This window comes from Bacteriovorax sp. PP10 (genome assembly GCF_035013165.1).
Taxonomy (GTDB): Bacteria; Bdellovibrionota; Bacteriovoracia; order Bacteriovoracales; family Bacteriovoracaceae; genus Bacteriovorax; species Bacteriovorax antarcticus.
In genome coordinates this window covers 1,070,240-1,084,483 of record NZ_JAYGJQ010000001.1, presented here as the reverse complement: position 1 = coordinate 1,084,483, position 14,244 = coordinate 1,070,240, and the positions used below count along the sequence as shown (strand labels likewise).

Genomic DNA, 14,244 nt, shown 5'->3' with positions numbered 1-14,244 from the left:
CCACCGGCCTTTTTTTGTTTTGATTTTTTAAACTGCGTCTTCTGCAATCTCACCAGTATCTTCATTTACATGGAATGGCGTATCGGCCATATCCACTCTGTGACGACACTTAGGACACTCTAACTGCTTCCCGTTCTTCTTCGTGAACTTCTCACCCATTACCGGGTATCCACATCCAGGACAGTCAAATGCGAACGGCTTCGTCCACATTGCATTCGTACACGCCGGGTAGTTTGAACATCCGTAGAATAGTTTACCGAAACGGCTCTTCTTCTCTGCGAATTTCCCAACTTTACACTCAGGGCACTGAACATCAATTGTGAATGGAAGAGTTGTCGCACATTGAGGATAGTCCTCACATGCTAAGAACTTTCCGTATTTACCTTTTTTAATCGCCATTCTCTTACCACAAGTCGGGCAAGGGTCTTTTGCGAATTCTTTTTCTACAATGTGAATCACGCCATCAAGAGTTCTCTTAAAGTCTTCTGTCGAGTTACAGTCAGGATAATTTGAACAAGCAAGGAACTGCCCGTTCTTCCCCCACTTAATCTGATACTCACCGTCCGCACATTTGCGGCAATGAACACCAGTCGGGATCGACTGCTTCTTAAGGTTTTTCATTTCGTCTTTAGCTTTTTCAAGCGTAAGCTCAAACCCTTTCCAGAATTCTCTTAGAACTTTCTTCCAGTTAATCTCGCCTTCTTCGATCTTATCCAGCATTTCTTCAACTCGAGCTGTAAACTCGATGTCCATAACGTCAGGGAAACTCTCCACTAACATCTTACAAACAACAGTTCCGAGTTCTGTCGGGATAAATCTGTTTTCAATCTTCTCAACATAGTTTCTGTCTTGAATGTTTGAAATGATCGCAGCGTATGTTGAAGGTCGTCCAATACCATCTTCTTCAAGTGCTTTTACTAAACTTGCTTCATTAAATCTTGGAGGCGGACTCGTCCAATGCTCTTCAGATTCAATTGATTTTTTCTGTTGGAATGTTTCACCTTCAGAAATATCTGGAAGCAATCCAGTTTTTGGTTCGTCTGTTTCTTCAGCTTCTTCGTTCTTTCTACTTTGTTTTTCTGCAATTGAATCAAGGTACACAGTTCTAAAACCCGGGAACTTTACAATTGACCCGTTAGATTTAAAGAAGTGTCCTGCAGATTCAAACGTTACAGTTGTCTGGTCGATCACGGCCGGAGACATTTGAGATGAAATGAATTTGTTCCAGATCAGCTCATATAGTTTTTGTTGGTCAGGATCAAGATCTCCACGAACTTCGTCCGGTGTGAACTCTAAGTTAGTTGGACGGATGGCCTCATGGGCATCCTGAACCTTGCTTGTTCCTTTTTTCTTATAAACGATTTCATCAGATGATAAAAAGTCTTTACCGTATTTTTTGCTGACGTAATCACGAAGTGACTTCATTGCTTCCGGTTCAGTTCTCACCGAGTCCGTTCTCATATAGGTAATTAAACCTTGAAGACCGTGATCTCTTAGTTGAACCCCTTCATACAACATCTGAGCAACCATCATTGTTCTTTTTGCAGTAAAGCCCAGCTTGTTAGCAGCTTCCTGTTGAAGTTTTGATGTCGTGAATGGTGCAGTTGGATTTTGTCTTCTTTCTTTTTTCTTAACTTCGATAACTTTAAGTGGTTTGCCTTTGATGTCTGAAACAACTTTCTTCGCTAGCTTCTCGCCTTCCGCTCCATCAAGTTCAGTCTTCTTTCCAGCTTCTTCACCGTAGTATCTTACTTCAAAGTTAATGTTCTTCTTTTCAAGTTCACCTTGAATTGAAAACCATTTCTCAGAAATGAATGCTTTGATCTGGTCTTCTCTATCAACAATTACTCTTAGAGCAACTGACTGAACTCGACCTGCTGAAATCCCTCTTTGGACTTTGTCCCAAAGAATAGGTGAGATTTTATAACCCACTAAACGATCGAGAACTCGTCTCGTCTTTTGTGAGTCGTACATTGGTTGATTTAAAACAGTAGGGTTATCAATAGCGTGCTTAACTGCAGTTTTTGTAACGGCGTTGAACACAACTCTGTGGATAGTTTTCTTTTTTCCGATTTCTTCAGCAAGATGGAAAGCGATCGCCTCTCCTTCGCGGTCCATATCGGGCGCGAGGTAGATAATGTTTGCTGACTTTGCCAATTCCTGGATGCGTTCGATTTTATCTTTTTTTCCAGTGATTGGAACAAGGTCTAGTGCGAAGTCGTCTTTTACATCAACACCAAGTTTAGATTTTGGTAAATCTTTAATGTGACCATTAGAGGCCACAACTTGATAACCTTTACCTAAGTATTTTTTAATCGTTTTTGCTTTTGAGGGTGACTCAACGATGACCAGAGCATAACTGCCTTTTTCGGCAACTACATCATCTTCTTCAATTTCAGTTTTTTTTCCGGCAGCAACTTTTGGCGCCTTTTTAGCGACGACTTTACTTGCTTTGGCCGGAGTCTTTTTCACGACGACTTTTTTCGCCGCTTTTTTAGCAACTGCTTTTGCACACATATTTTTACCTTAGTGTTTTTTATTTATTTTTTGAAATCAGTATTCAACAACTCATCCACTTCTTCAAGGTCAAACTCTGTCAGACCGTATGGATTCTCTTTGTTGTTAATATCTTCATCCAGATACTTTCTTCCAATATCCTTCTCAATTTCATTTAATGACTCAAACGCGTTCGGATCCTGCTGCTTAGATTTTTTCTCTAATCCATCTAAACTTTGCTGTTCTAAGAACTTGTCTTCATCCACTTTCGATTCATTGAGAGAGCCTTCGGCATCCATTATCTCTGACTCTAAACGATCTAACTCTTTAACATCGCGCTGAGAATCTTTAATCACTGACTTGTCGCGCTCTTGTCTTTCTAATTCTTCGAGCTCGTCTTCAGTTAATTGAATCTTGTCAGCTTTGTTTAAAATATCCTGGCTTACGTCATCAAGATTTAATTCTACGTCTAACTCATCAAGAGCTTTACCTTCGATTTTCTTAACATCATTCAGCTTATCTTTATTCTTAAGACGCAGACTGCGCGCTTGGTCTTCTTGCGTTCTCGTTACAGCAATACTTCCTAAAGTAATTTCAGTTGTAGAGTTCGTAATGATGGCCGTCGCAAAATTGTCAGTGATGTTAATAACTGTCAATTCACCAATCTTATACGTAGGGCTCGGAGTAATTTTTCTTTGTGTACCACGATCGATAAAAGAATACACATCAAAAACGTTTCCTAACTCCACTCCGTCAGCGCGTCCACGGTCAATGTAAACTACATCTCCGAAAGACATACCACTTAGTGATTCACGGTAACTTCCAATGATGGCCGCTTCAACATTTCTACGAGAGAAAGTTTTCGCGATCTTACCAATCTTCGGCGTGTAAACTGTCAGACGATCTTTTCTTTGTACAAGTCCTGACTGTTCAACAATCAAACACTCCCACACATCATCAATTTTTCTAATCGCTTTAACTTGTGCTGTCGTCGTGTATAAAAATCCTGAACGATCAGACACGGCGTGCTTAATTTCTCCACCAGCAGTGTAAACTGAGAATAAATCCCCTGGTTTTACTTTTGTCGACTTATCAAAGTTAACAAAAATAGTATCAAGTTTATTTATGAACACAGCTTCTTTTGGTGTCGCTTTAATCTCTCCTAAATCCTGCACAACGTTTGTTGTAACAAATGAGTTTAAGAAAAATCCTTCGCGGTAACTGAAGGTAATTTTATCTGACTTATCAAACCCTGCGCTATCGTAAGCGTCACCTGGCTCTTGAATCATAATATCCGAAAGAGGCGGATCGTATTTTTCATACTCATTGTTTCTTTGCATTTTTTCCAGACGCTCTAAATCGTCATACGTCTCTTCTGAAGCGAATTGGAAATAAACACCTTGATCGATAAGCTTCTTTCTTTCTTGAATCCAAGAAGGACGGTTTCTATCGTCTGAACTCGTGTATGTTCCACCAGTCTTCGATCCTTCAATCTCATCGTCAGCAAACTCTCCCACAGTCACTTTTGGGAAAGTGTCAGCATCCCCTGTATCGAAAGCGAGGATAGTTCCTGGTTCAATTTCATGAGGGTTAGTAATCTGCGGATTAAGGGACCAGATTTTTGAATAATAAAATCCTGATCCGAATAAATTTTTAGAAATTTTCCAAAGGTAGTCACCTTTTTGAACTTCATATTTTTCAAGCTTGGCCTTAATGGCCATATCATCCCACTCTTTTGGTGTGATTTTATGTTGAACGTATTTTGATAACTCTAATAATTTTTTTTCTTCACTGCCGACATCAAAATTCATCGACTCATCGGCAATGATTTCCGCTTTTTCATCTTTCCCGGGCACCATATTCTGGCCTTTCGGACTTGTAGCATTCAACGTCCCCGCTTTTGGAGACAGATCAGCAGGTGCTGTTCCTTCCATTACAGTGGGAGTTGTAAGAGTACTTGGTCTATCGTCTTGAGCAGATTGAACTGGTTTATCTTTTTCAAAAACTACGTCACCGATATCTTCTTTTAGCGATTGTAAATCATCCTGCTCTTCTAAACTCGACATCTGTACATCGGATGATGTTTCAGTCGGAGTCGAACTTCCTGCATTGGAGTTTAATGAATCGTAGACATTTACTTCTTCAAGATCAGTGCTTGGGTCTTGTGCAGTTAAGTTTCCACTTGCAAGACTCGCTAGCAGCATCAGTAAGAAGTATTTATTTTTAGAAATCGCCATAGCTTTCTCGCCTATACGTTAGTTTTAGCTCGCTTCAAAAAAATCATGAAGTAGTGAATAGTATTTCGCCTGCTTCTCAGGTTGTTTTAATTTTTCACTGCAAACAACTAACTTCCCTAGTGCTTTGATAACAAAACCTGAGAAAGCGTACTTGTTGATAATCTCTTCATAAACTTGTGAAGATAAATCGAACTCACCTTGGTTAAACAATAAATCTCCAAGCATCATTTTTGCTCTTACGACAATTTGTTTTTCCTTAGAAGCTTCAAGCTCTTTTAAGATCACTAATGCTTGCTCAAACTTATTCACTTTTACTAATTCCTGAACTTCGCGCAAACGCGAAATTTGATCGTCGATCTCATCAGAATTATTAACAGTTTTTACACCCATGCTTGTTGGAACAGCAGGTCCCGGTGTTTGTGATTTAGTGGCCAGAGCATCTACCCCATCAAGGTTTGGTGCATCTGGAATAGCGCTATCAATACGATTCACTAACTCAGAAGGATCAATATGAGTTTCTTCAGCTAAATGAGGTTTAGACTGCCCATTTGGATTGGCCGCCACAACAGGTGCAACTTCCGCTGATTTCAAATTTTTAGATTGTGCTAATAGGTCGTTATATTTTCGCGCCAACTCATCATATTGATCTTTCGATACAGTAGAATGTTGGGACTGTGCCCCTTCATTTAAAGCGGAGTCAACAGTTTGATCGCGATGCAACCAAAGAGACGAACATGAGGTCAAAATCAGCGTGCTGCAAAATAACAGTCCACCATTTATGGCCTTCCTGGCATAATTCCTCTTCACTTTGTCCTCCATGACTTGTAAATGTGAATGCGATAACTTAACTTTTATTCTAATTCAGATCAGATACATGTCAAACGTGTTTTAAAGGGCCCTATGTCAAAACAATCTACTCAACTTTTCCATTACATCATTAGAATGAATAAAGAGGACTCTGCCTTCTTTTATTTCCAGCTTGAGGCCAACGATGGCATCTGCTTTTACTCAACTTTAGAACATCCGCATCACGCTCAGTATCGAGACATTGAGTTGAAGGGCGATATATTATTGAGAGAAGAAATGAAGCACATCTTAAACGAGTGTGCGAAGAAATTTAAACTCGACATATTAGTTGATGAAACTATTGCAGACAAAAAAGGTTCACTATGAAAACAAAACTGTTACTCGCTAGTGTCTTAATTTTTTCGCTTTCATGTACGACGACTCCTGTTTCAGGACATAAGGCCTTGCTTCTCACTTCTGCTGCCACAGAAAACCAACAAGGTGAAGAAGCTTACAAAGAAATCCTTACTAAAGAAAAAGTTGTTACAGGTACTCTTGATTCTAAACTCGTAGAAGAGATTGGAAAACGAATCGCTGCCGTTGCCAACCAACCAGACTTTCAATGGGAATTTAAAACTCTTCAAAGTAATGAACCCAATGCCTTCTGTCTTCCAGGTGGAAAAGTTGCGGTCTATACGGCCATTTTTCCATACGCTAAAAATGAAGCAGGACTTGCGACTGTTATGGGACACGAAATCGGTCACGCGATTGCCCGCCATGGTGGACAACGTATGACTCAACAAATGATCACAAGTGGATTACTTGCTGGAGCAGGACTGACTGCTTTTTCAAAAATGGACCCAACTAAAAAAGCTATCGCCATGGCCGCACTTGGTGCTGGTGTAACTTACGGAATCACTCTTCCCTTTTCTCGCGGGGACGAAACAGAAGCAGATGAGATTGGATTAGTGTTGATGGCAAAGGCCGGATACGATCCACGCGAAGCTGTTAACTTCTGGGACCGCTTCTCTCAAGCAGGAGGAAGTGCTCCACCTGAATTTATGTCTACTCACCCTAATAGTGAAAAACGTAGAGAGCATTTAAGATCATTAATCCCTAAAGTCATGGGTGATTATGAGTCTTCTGCAAAACTTGGATTAGGTAGAAATCTTTAATCACATTTAAATAAAAAAAAAGGCAGCGAAATTTCGCTGCCTTTTTTTTGTTATTTTTTCTTCTTATTTTTAGCTGGTTTCGCTTTCTTCGCTTCAACCTTAGCAGGTGCTGGATCTGGATAGTTAAGTTTTACAACCACTGCAAAGTGATCCGAAAACCCCATATCTGCTCTAGACTTCGCTTCAGTATTAAATCTATTCGGCACCATCTTAATCACATGATTTTTTTCATCATCACTTCCCGCCTTTCTCTTTAATTCTTTTAAAGCAAAAGATGGAAGGTAAACTTCAAAACTCGGAAGATCTAATTTAAGCCCAGCTGTTCCGTCTTTAAGTTCGCTTGTATAAAATATATGGTCTAAATAGTTCCACTGATCTTTCGGTGGAAAATAATAACTTCCTTCTGGAAGCTTCTTCTTCGCTTCATCACTAACAGCTTTATCTTCTTTGAATGCTACAACAGCATCCGTGAATAAATTGTCCTTGAATAAAACAGTCTTAAATGGATGTGGATCGTTTGAATCAATCGTATTGAAATCTCCCATCGCTAAAATCGCCATCTTCGGATTTTTTGCCAGGATCTCTTTTGTTCTAGTCGCTAGAACTTCAGCGGCCTTAATTCTCCATGAATCTGGATTAGCAAGCGACGGCCAGTGGTTCACAAAAATAGTTAACGGGTGTCCATCAACGCTGAACTCTACTTCTAAAATATTTCTTGAAGGGTAATCAACAGGAACGTTATGTTCTGCTCTTGAGATTTTTTTAATTGAATCACTTGTCTTGTATAAAAGAGCAACATCTACACCACGAAAATCCGGGCTCGTCGTGATCTCGACATTGTCATAACCAAGCTTTTTAGCAAGACGACCTACCACTTCACCGTTTTCAACTTCAACCAATCCAAGAAAGTCAGGAAGCCCTTTTCTTTCTTTTGTGATGACGTCTGTGATCTGAGCAAGTTTCATTTCAACTTTCTCATCCGTCCAGTCAGCGTCGTAACATTCATTTCTTCTGTATTTACTTTTTTCTTTAGCGCAGGCCTCTTTTTTCCCCGGAGCATCTTTTGGTAAAAAGCTCCAATCGTTTTTGCCTTCGTCATGTTTGGCATCAAAAAGATTTTCTACGTTGTAAGACATGATCTCTACTGATTTTGCCTGAACATTCATGGCAAACAGTACGCACACTAATGAAAGAATCATTTTCATAAAGGCCCCTTTAAAATTGAAGCCTAAATTTAACAAACTTAAAGTGCAGTGACTAGAGAAAGCACGTCGTCATGGTGGGTCTTAGTTTTGACATCATCCATTATGTGCTTGAGTTTACCATCGGATCCGATGATAAATGTGATCCGTTTAACACCCATGTACTCGCGTCCCATGAATTTTTTAAGCCCCCACACCCCATACTTCTCAGCAATCAAGTGTTCCGGGTCAGAAAGTAGTTCAAAGTTCAGACCTTCTTTCTCAATGAATTTTTTAAGTTTCGGTGGAGCATCCGGGCTGATCCCGTAAACCACAGTATTAGCTTTCGCTAATTCTTTTTTTACATCTCTGATCCCACACGCCTGAGTTGTGCACCCTGGAGTTGAGGCCTTTGGGTAAAAATAGAGAACGATGGTTTTATCTTTAATCTTTTTTAAATCAATTTCCTGTGCATCTTGATTAAGAAGAGTGAACAGTGGTGCTTTTGTTCCGACTTTGGGAAAACTCATATGAAAATCCTTACCATTTATTTCGTAGTTCACGCAGTTTTAGAAACACAGCTTTATCATCACTATGATCCAGTTTCAAATTTTGTTTGATCGTATGCTGTTTTAAACGCAAAAACATATTAATTTTTCGTTCAGTCTGCATATTATTCACAAAAAATATTTCATTCATGTTGATAGTGCTGATTTTTTCTAGAAACTCTTTAGCATCACGATTATCACTTTCAATATTCATCGTGAACTCCAAGTTCCTTTTTAAGTACTCATGGCCCGGGTAGATCAGAAGTTCATCAGGATACTGAGAGAAAATCTCACTAATCGTTTTGTACATGCTCTCAACATTGCCGCCATTATGGCAATTTCCTACTCCGGCATTAAAAAAGCAGTCACCAGTAAAGAGCGCATGAGGGTTTCCATCTTTTTTAAGCATCAAACACATATGAGACATCGTATGCCCCGGAGTATCGACCGCTGATAAACTCCACGAACCATTTTGATAGAGTATTTCCCCATCTTTTAATCCATGGGTCTTTCCTGGAACCTCGGCCTTCTCGTGAGCGTAAACCGGACACGGATAGCTCGCTAAAAGCTCATCATTGCCAGAATAGTGGTCGCAATGGTCATGGGTATTGATAATTCCGGTAAGTTTTTTATCTGGCCCTAAAAAGTCCAGGACTTCCGAGGCGTTGAAGGGATCAATACAGTAAATCGCTCCATCATCAAAAACAATTAAGTAGCAGAAGTTTCTTAGGGTATTCTTAAAGAAGATTTGGTGAACTTTCATAGTGACCATCATATAATAGTTAGAAGAGGAAATAAAATATGGAAGCAAGTTTTTATACAAAATTGTTCTTGGTCGCGTTGTTTGTCAAAAGTCTGATTGAAAGTCTTTTAGATAAAAGAAATATGGATCACATCATAAAAAACAGAAATACTGTGCCTGCAAAGTTTCAAGACCAGATCACATTAGCTGATCATCAAAAAGCAGCAGACTATTCAGTTGAGAAAATTAAGGTCGCTCAAATCTTTCACTTCGTAGACTTAGTTGTCTTTTTAGTTTTAACGCTAGCTGGTGGACTAGAGTTAATCAATCATGTAGCGATGGGATTTAATGCCTCTCCTATTATGACGGGATTAATCTTCTTTGGTGCTTTTGGATTAATCCAGATGATCTTGTCATTGCCTCAAACTCTTTACACGACTTTCGTGATTGAAGAAAAATATGGTTTCAACAAAACCACATGGAAAACTTTCGTTTCTGATATGGCCAAAGGTTTGGCCCTTTCACTTGTGCTTGGTGCTCCAATCATCTACGCCATCCTTTGGATCATGGAAAGACTGGGAACTGCTTGGTGGGTTTACGCTTTCTTATTCTTAACTGCAGTGCAGTTATTAATTGTTTTTATCTATCCAACTTTCATCGCTCCCATCTTCAACAAGTTTTCTCCTCTTGAAGAAGGTGAAGTGAAAAATAAAATTATCGACCTACTGACTCGTTGTGGATTTAAAAGTTCAGGGCTCTTCGTTATGGATGCTTCAAAAAGAAGCGGACACGGAAATGCTTACTTCACAGGCCTTGGTAAAAATAAACGTATCGTATTCTTCGATACACTTCTAAGCAGCCTTGATGCCGAAGAAGTTGAAGCAGTCCTTGCTCACGAGCTTGGCCACATGAAAAGAAAACACGTTCTTAAAGGAATGATCAAAGGAATCGTTTTAAGCTTCGTTGGTTTTGCGATTCTAGGTTACTTACGAAATAATACTGCTTTCTTTAACGGTCACGGTGTTCAAACGATTACTGACTATATGGCCTTAACATTATTTTCAATGGTGGCCGGAGTTTACACTTTCTTACTAACTCCTATCTCAGCATACACCTCAAGAAAGTATGAGTATGAAGCTGACCAGTTTGCCAGCGAAAATGCCCAAGCTTCAAAGCTTATTACGGCATTAGTAAAAATGTATAAGGATAATGCGAGTTCATTAACTCCAGATCCACTTTTTAGTAAATTCTACTTCTCTCACCCACCCGCTCTTGAGCGCGTGACTTATTTAGAAGAATTACAAAAAGGGTCTAAACTCTGATTTAACAATTGAATACATATGCATGTCGCGAGGTTTGCCCTTTAAGAACATCGACGCTTTAAGGGTACCCTCGTAATGCATTCCCAGCTTTTCCATCACTCGCGAGCTCTGCGGATTTAAGACATCACAACGGCATTGAAGTCTCTCCATTGCAAAATGCTTAAAACAAAAATTGATCAAAGGTTTGGCAGCTTCCGCTACAATTCCCTTCCCCCATTGCTCTTCTGCAATCACATAAGCAAGCTCATAAGTTCGATTCTTAGGATTAGCTGGAATTAATCCTACTGTTCCAATCACACGTTGTTTCGGATCATCTTTTAAAATAATCGCCATCGGCTCCGGCGCGCCAACGTTATAAGACTCAAGTGCATAGGTAATAAATTTTTGAGTATCTTCTAACGACTGATGGGCTTCCCATGTTACATAACGGGCCACTGTAGGATTCTTGCAGTACTCAAAAATATCATTGATATCTTTCGGTGTGACTTTTCTAATAAGTAAGCGAGGAGTTTCAAATGAATCGACAGGAAATGGAATGAACTCTTCCAGTAAAGGAAAGCTCTTCACGGCCTGCTTAAAGAATTCTTCCAGCTCCGGTGTAAAAGCATTAAGCCTATTACAATCAATATCCAGCTCGGCCACATACTTGCCTTTCATATCAGCAATCGGAACCACAAGCTCTGATCTCGTTTTCAAACTACAAGCAATGTGAGTTGCATCTTGGGTTACATCGGCGACATTTACCGTACGCTCTTCACGCAAGGCCATTCCACAAAAACCACGGTCAATTGAAATGCGAGTGTGCTCAGTTTCTTCACCAACAAACGGTCCTAAAACTAAGTCAGTAGAATCTAAATTTTCCAGATAGCTTTCTTTGTAATAAATTCCAATCCAGTCACACACTTGAGGTTGTTGTGACTTAAGCTTCTCTAACCATTCCTGAACTTTTGCGAAATAGATCTTCATATTTTATTTTGCCGAAAAAAGAACTTCATTAAAAATAGTTTTCAAGTGATCGAAGTACGGCTTTCTGTATTTTTCAATCTCATGATGAATTTCATGGTAAGCACCATCAAACACTTTCAACTGGAACGACTTATCCACATTCGTAAAGTACTCAATCAAATCCTTACTTCCAACAATCTGATCCCCACTTCCTACCGAAACATAGCTTGGGCATTTCGAACGCAATGGTCTTGAGAAAGTCGCCTTTGACGTTTTCATAAGTTCTAAAATTAATTTTGATTCAAGCTTAATGGCATTAAGCGGATCATTAACATACTCTTCTCTGATTCTTGGATCGTGAGACAGGTAATTCAAATCAACCAATCCTTTTAAAGGAATTGAATATGGAATCTCACTGGTCATATTAAAAAATCCTGTCGGAAGAATTTTAACAAGAGTTCCTAAAAATCCGGCCGCTCCAACAGGAGGAGCATTCACAATGAATCTTTCTGGGTAATTATTTTCATCAACGTAATTTTGAATGAATGAGCAGCTAATTAAAGCCCCCATCGAGTGACCGAAAAGCACGTATCTTTCCATACGATATTTTTCTTTCAGGAATTTCGTGATCTCACGAAGGTCTTCCATATAAAGCGCAAAATCCTCGATATAAGCTTTTCTGCCCGTACTTCTTCCATGGCCTCTCAAATCATATTGAAAGATGTTAAAGTCGTGTCCAAAGAGTTCTGGTATGTATTTATGTCTTTCAAGGTGCTCACCGATTCCGTGAGTAGCGATAATCCAAACCGGGCTTCCCGATTCCTTAACTTGAGTGTAGAGCTCAGCTCCGTCGCGCATCTTTATAAATTTCTTATCCATGAACATAGCTTTTATCCTGTAAAGAGGTGCCATAATTCTACAATAAGAGCTAAATAAAAAACAGCCTCAATTGAGGCCGTTTTTAGATACTTTGAATATATTTTTGAAAGCTGATTACTTATTTAGTAAGCGACACTCTTTACCTTTGTAAGAATACTCTTCTACGTCACTTAAATTAACAACTTCGATTCCTTTTTGCTTAAGCGTCTTAAGAAGGGTTTCTACTGTATCAACCGAACGAGCGTGGATATCGTGCATTAAAACTACACCACCACCCATTGGATGAGAGATTGTGTACTTGTCTTTCTTTGATTTCCCAGAAAATCTTCCTTTCACCATGTTATAAGCTGTTCCACCTTCAACATTTGAAATGATGTTAGCAATAACATCTTTTTGATCCATTGGCTTCAACCAGTCTAGAGAATCGATATCCCAGAATGCGAAGTTAATACAGTTGTCACCAAAAAGCTCTTGAGACACTTCTTTCATAACATTGAAGTGGTGGTAAGAAAGAGACCCTGATCCATAAGCTCCGTAAGGAAAACGGTAGTAGATTTCTCTACTAGGAGCATTCACTTCCTCCATAACTTTCGCCACTTTTAGAATAGAATCTTTCAACCCTGCTCTGTATTGAGACTCAGTTTTATTGTTGTTGTTATCATGGTCATGGTGATGGCTGGCGATTGTATGGCCTTCCATTGCAACACGCTTAATAAGTGGCATGTTTTTATCTGTGAATTTTTCTGAAAGCATGAAAAAAGTTGCCTTCACGTTATACTTCTTCAAGATGTCTAATAATCTTGGAGTCTGAACTGCATCTGGGCCATCATCAAAAGTTAAAACAATTCTTTTTGTTCCAAGTAATGACTTAGATTTGTACTGATCAAATCCAGTGTCTTGTCCTGGTCTATAAACTTTTCCGTCTTCAGGAAATTGCTTATCGCCAATTTCTACCTGAGCGAAAGTTAGTGATGACATTATCATCGTTGTAAGCAGGACCATTTTTGAAGTTAATTTCATTAGAGACTCCATATTATTAATTACACATTTTTTCGAATTCGTTATTTACTTTATTGGCCAACATTTTAATCATCAGCCAGTTGCGATCTTGTGGATCATCTGCCACTTTAAAGCGGCAAAGGTGGAATAAGGCGCGAGAAGCGTTTGCCCCTAAGCTCATATTTCTTAAATTCTCCAATACGCTAATAACTGTATTGGCATCGTTATTAGGATTAGCAAAGATGTCTTCCACTTCACTAGCAAGAAGAATTTTATCAGTTGAATTACTTTTTCTAGAAAGGCGAACCAAAGCGTCTGCCCTAGCTTGTCCTTTAAGATTCTGAGTCACTTTAATTAACTCATCTGTTTTTACACTTTCACTGTCGAATTCACGGATAATATCCAGTGCTTCAACTGAAAGCATATCTGAACCTGACGTTGCAAGTTCTTTCATTAGATCCCAGTCCACTTCAGACTTAAGTGATCCGTCTTTTCTAAGACTTTCTTTCATGATTTTTAAGTTACGGTTCAAGAGAATGTGGGCCGGCGTTTTTTGATCATCAAAATACGCGTCGTTTTCGCCCCTAGTTTCCATTCCACAGAAATCTTTCTTTAAGCAAGAAAAGATATCCGGAACATTAGACTGTGCTGTTTTGAAATACGTTTTAGCATTTGTGCTTGTCACAAGAGCTTCTGGAGTGAGTGAGTAGTTATTAATTTGCTTCCACTCATCTCCAGATGTGTTTTTAGCGCTTAAATTCTTAGCGATCTTCTCATAGTCTGCGGCCACGATCTCTTCAGGAGATTTCATTGGCGCTGCGGATGTTGCTGCAGAAGAGACTTCTGGAGCTGTAAACGAAGAGCGCGGTGAAAAATTCCACCACGCTCCTGCTACTACTATGACAAATAAAATGGGTAATAATACTTTTTTCAT

General features: G+C 39.3%; 13 protein-coding genes. 3 read left to right on the top strand and 10 right to left on the bottom strand.

The window, feature by feature from the left end; translation table 11 throughout:
• Positions 1-27: 27 nt before the first annotated feature.
• The 3 genes from topA to SHI21_RS05315 are packed head-to-tail and all read right to left on the bottom strand — an operon-like array spanning position 28 to position 5,540.
• Positions 28-2,517, bottom strand: a complete 2,490-nt coding sequence (topA, locus tag SHI21_RS05325) for a type I DNA topoisomerase (RefSeq protein ID WP_323575220.1) — start codon at positions 2,515-2,517, stop codon at positions 28-30.
• Between the two features lie 23 nt (positions 2,518-2,540).
• On the bottom strand, positions 2,541-4,733 hold the full coding sequence (locus tag SHI21_RS05320) for a LysM peptidoglycan-binding domain-containing protein (protein ID WP_323575218.1): 2,193 nt from the start codon (positions 4,731-4,733) through the stop codon (positions 2,541-2,543).
• 24 nt (positions 4,734-4,757) lie between these two features.
• Positions 4,758-5,540, bottom strand: coding sequence for a tetratricopeptide repeat protein (locus SHI21_RS05315; protein WP_323575217.1), 783 nt, complete (start codon positions 5,538-5,540; stop codon positions 4,758-4,760).
• A gap of 93 nt (positions 5,541-5,633) precedes the next feature.
• Between SHI21_RS05315 and SHI21_RS05310 the strand changes: the two genes are divergently transcribed.
• Both SHI21_RS05310 and SHI21_RS05305 read left to right on the top strand, forming a co-directional pair.
• Complete coding sequence (locus SHI21_RS05310) at positions 5,634-5,906, top strand: hypothetical protein (protein ID WP_323575216.1); 273 nt, start codon at positions 5,634-5,636, stop codon at positions 5,904-5,906.
• On the top strand, positions 5,903-6,694 hold the full coding sequence (locus SHI21_RS05305; RefSeq protein WP_323575215.1) for a M48 family metallopeptidase: 792 nt from the start codon (positions 5,903-5,905) through the stop codon (positions 6,692-6,694). The genes SHI21_RS05310 and SHI21_RS05305 overlap by 4 nt, the downstream gene beginning before the upstream one ends.
• 50 nt (positions 6,695-6,744) lie before the next feature.
• Here the strand turns inward: SHI21_RS05305 and SHI21_RS05300 are convergent, their stop codons facing one another.
• From SHI21_RS05300 to SHI21_RS05290, 3 genes are read right to left on the bottom strand one after another with little or no spacing between them, the layout of a single operon-like run.
• Positions 6,745-7,899: an endonuclease/exonuclease/phosphatase family protein gene (locus tag SHI21_RS05300; protein WP_323575214.1), complete on the bottom strand. Its 1,155-nt coding sequence runs from the start codon at positions 7,897-7,899 to the stop codon at positions 6,745-6,747.
• 38 nt (positions 7,900-7,937) lie between these two features.
• The gene (gene bcp, locus SHI21_RS05295; RefSeq protein ID WP_323575213.1) at positions 7,938-8,405 is read right to left on the bottom strand and encodes a thioredoxin-dependent thiol peroxidase; all 468 of its coding nucleotides are present in this window, start codon (positions 8,403-8,405) and stop codon (positions 7,938-7,940) included.
• A 10-nt stretch (positions 8,406-8,415) separates the two neighbouring features.
• Positions 8,416-9,186, bottom strand: a complete 771-nt coding sequence (locus SHI21_RS05290) for a hydroxyacylglutathione hydrolase (RefSeq protein ID WP_323575211.1) — start codon at positions 9,184-9,186, stop codon at positions 8,416-8,418.
• Between the two features lie 122 nt (positions 9,187-9,308).
• On the opposite strand from SHI21_RS05290, the gene SHI21_RS05285 reads away from it, so the two are divergent.
• Entirely contained in the window at positions 9,309-10,487 is a 1,179-nt protein-coding gene (locus SHI21_RS05285; RefSeq protein ID WP_323575210.1) for a M48 family metallopeptidase, read from the top strand.
• Here the strand turns inward: SHI21_RS05285 and SHI21_RS05280 are convergent.
• From SHI21_RS05280 to SHI21_RS05265, 4 genes are all read right to left on the bottom strand, one after another.
• On the bottom strand, positions 10,464-11,453 hold the full coding sequence (locus SHI21_RS05280) for a GNAT family N-acetyltransferase (RefSeq protein WP_323575209.1): 990 nt from the start codon (positions 11,451-11,453) through the stop codon (positions 10,464-10,466). The two genes, SHI21_RS05285 and SHI21_RS05280, sit on opposite strands and share 24 nt — an antisense overlap.
• 3 nt (positions 11,454-11,456) lie before the next feature.
• Complete coding sequence (locus SHI21_RS05275) at positions 11,457-12,311, bottom strand: alpha/beta fold hydrolase (protein WP_323575208.1); 855 nt, start codon at positions 12,309-12,311, stop codon at positions 11,457-11,459.
• Positions 12,312-12,425: 114 nt separating this feature from the next.
• Positions 12,426-13,331: a polysaccharide deacetylase family protein gene (locus SHI21_RS05270; RefSeq protein ID WP_323575207.1), complete on the bottom strand. Its 906-nt coding sequence runs from the start codon at positions 13,329-13,331 to the stop codon at positions 12,426-12,428.
• Positions 13,332-13,347: 16 nt separating this feature from the next.
• Positions 13,348-14,244 (bottom strand): hypothetical protein, encoded by an 897-nt coding sequence (locus SHI21_RS05265; protein ID WP_323575206.1) that lies wholly within the window; start codon positions 14,242-14,244, stop codon positions 13,348-13,350.

Excerpts from the sequence above, each read along its gene's own strand:
- SHI21_RS05270 (WP_323575207.1), bottom strand. The coding sequence starts at position 13,331 with ATGAAATTAACTTCAAAAATGGTCCTGCTTACAACGATGATAATGTCA.
- SHI21_RS05280 (WP_323575209.1), bottom strand. The coding sequence starts at position 11,453 with ATGAAGATCTATTTCGCAAAAGTTCAGGAATGGTTAGAGAAGCTTAAG.
- SHI21_RS05320 (WP_323575218.1), bottom strand. The coding sequence starts at position 4,733 with ATGGCGATTTCTAAAAATAAATACTTCTTACTGATGCTGCTAGCGAGT.
- SHI21_RS05265 (WP_323575206.1), bottom strand. The coding sequence starts at position 14,244 with ATGAAAAAAGTATTATTACCCATTTTATTTGTCATAGTAGTAGCAGGA.
- SHI21_RS05285 (WP_323575210.1), top strand. The coding sequence starts at position 9,309 with ATGGATCACATCATAAAAAACAGAAATACTGTGCCTGCAAAGTTTCAA.
- SHI21_RS05300 (WP_323575214.1), bottom strand. The coding sequence starts at position 7,899 with ATGAAAATGATTCTTTCATTAGTGTGCGTACTGTTTGCCATGAATGTT.
- SHI21_RS05290 (WP_323575211.1), bottom strand. The coding sequence starts at position 9,186 with ATGAAAGTTCACCAAATCTTCTTTAAGAATACCCTAAGAAACTTCTGC.
- bcp (WP_323575213.1), bottom strand. The coding sequence starts at position 8,405 with ATGAGTTTTCCCAAAGTCGGAACAAAAGCACCACTGTTCACTCTTCTT.
- SHI21_RS05275 (WP_323575208.1), bottom strand. The coding sequence starts at position 12,311 with ATGGATAAGAAATTTATAAAGATGCGCGACGGAGCTGAGCTCTACACT.
- SHI21_RS05305 (WP_323575215.1), top strand. The coding sequence starts at position 5,903 with ATGAAAACAAAACTGTTACTCGCTAGTGTCTTAATTTTTTCGCTTTCA.
- topA (WP_323575220.1), bottom strand. The coding sequence starts at position 2,517 with ATGTGTGCAAAAGCAGTTGCTAAAAAAGCGGCGAAAAAAGTCGTCGTG.
- SHI21_RS05310 (WP_323575216.1), top strand. The coding sequence starts at position 5,634 with ATGTCAAAACAATCTACTCAACTTTTCCATTACATCATTAGAATGAAT.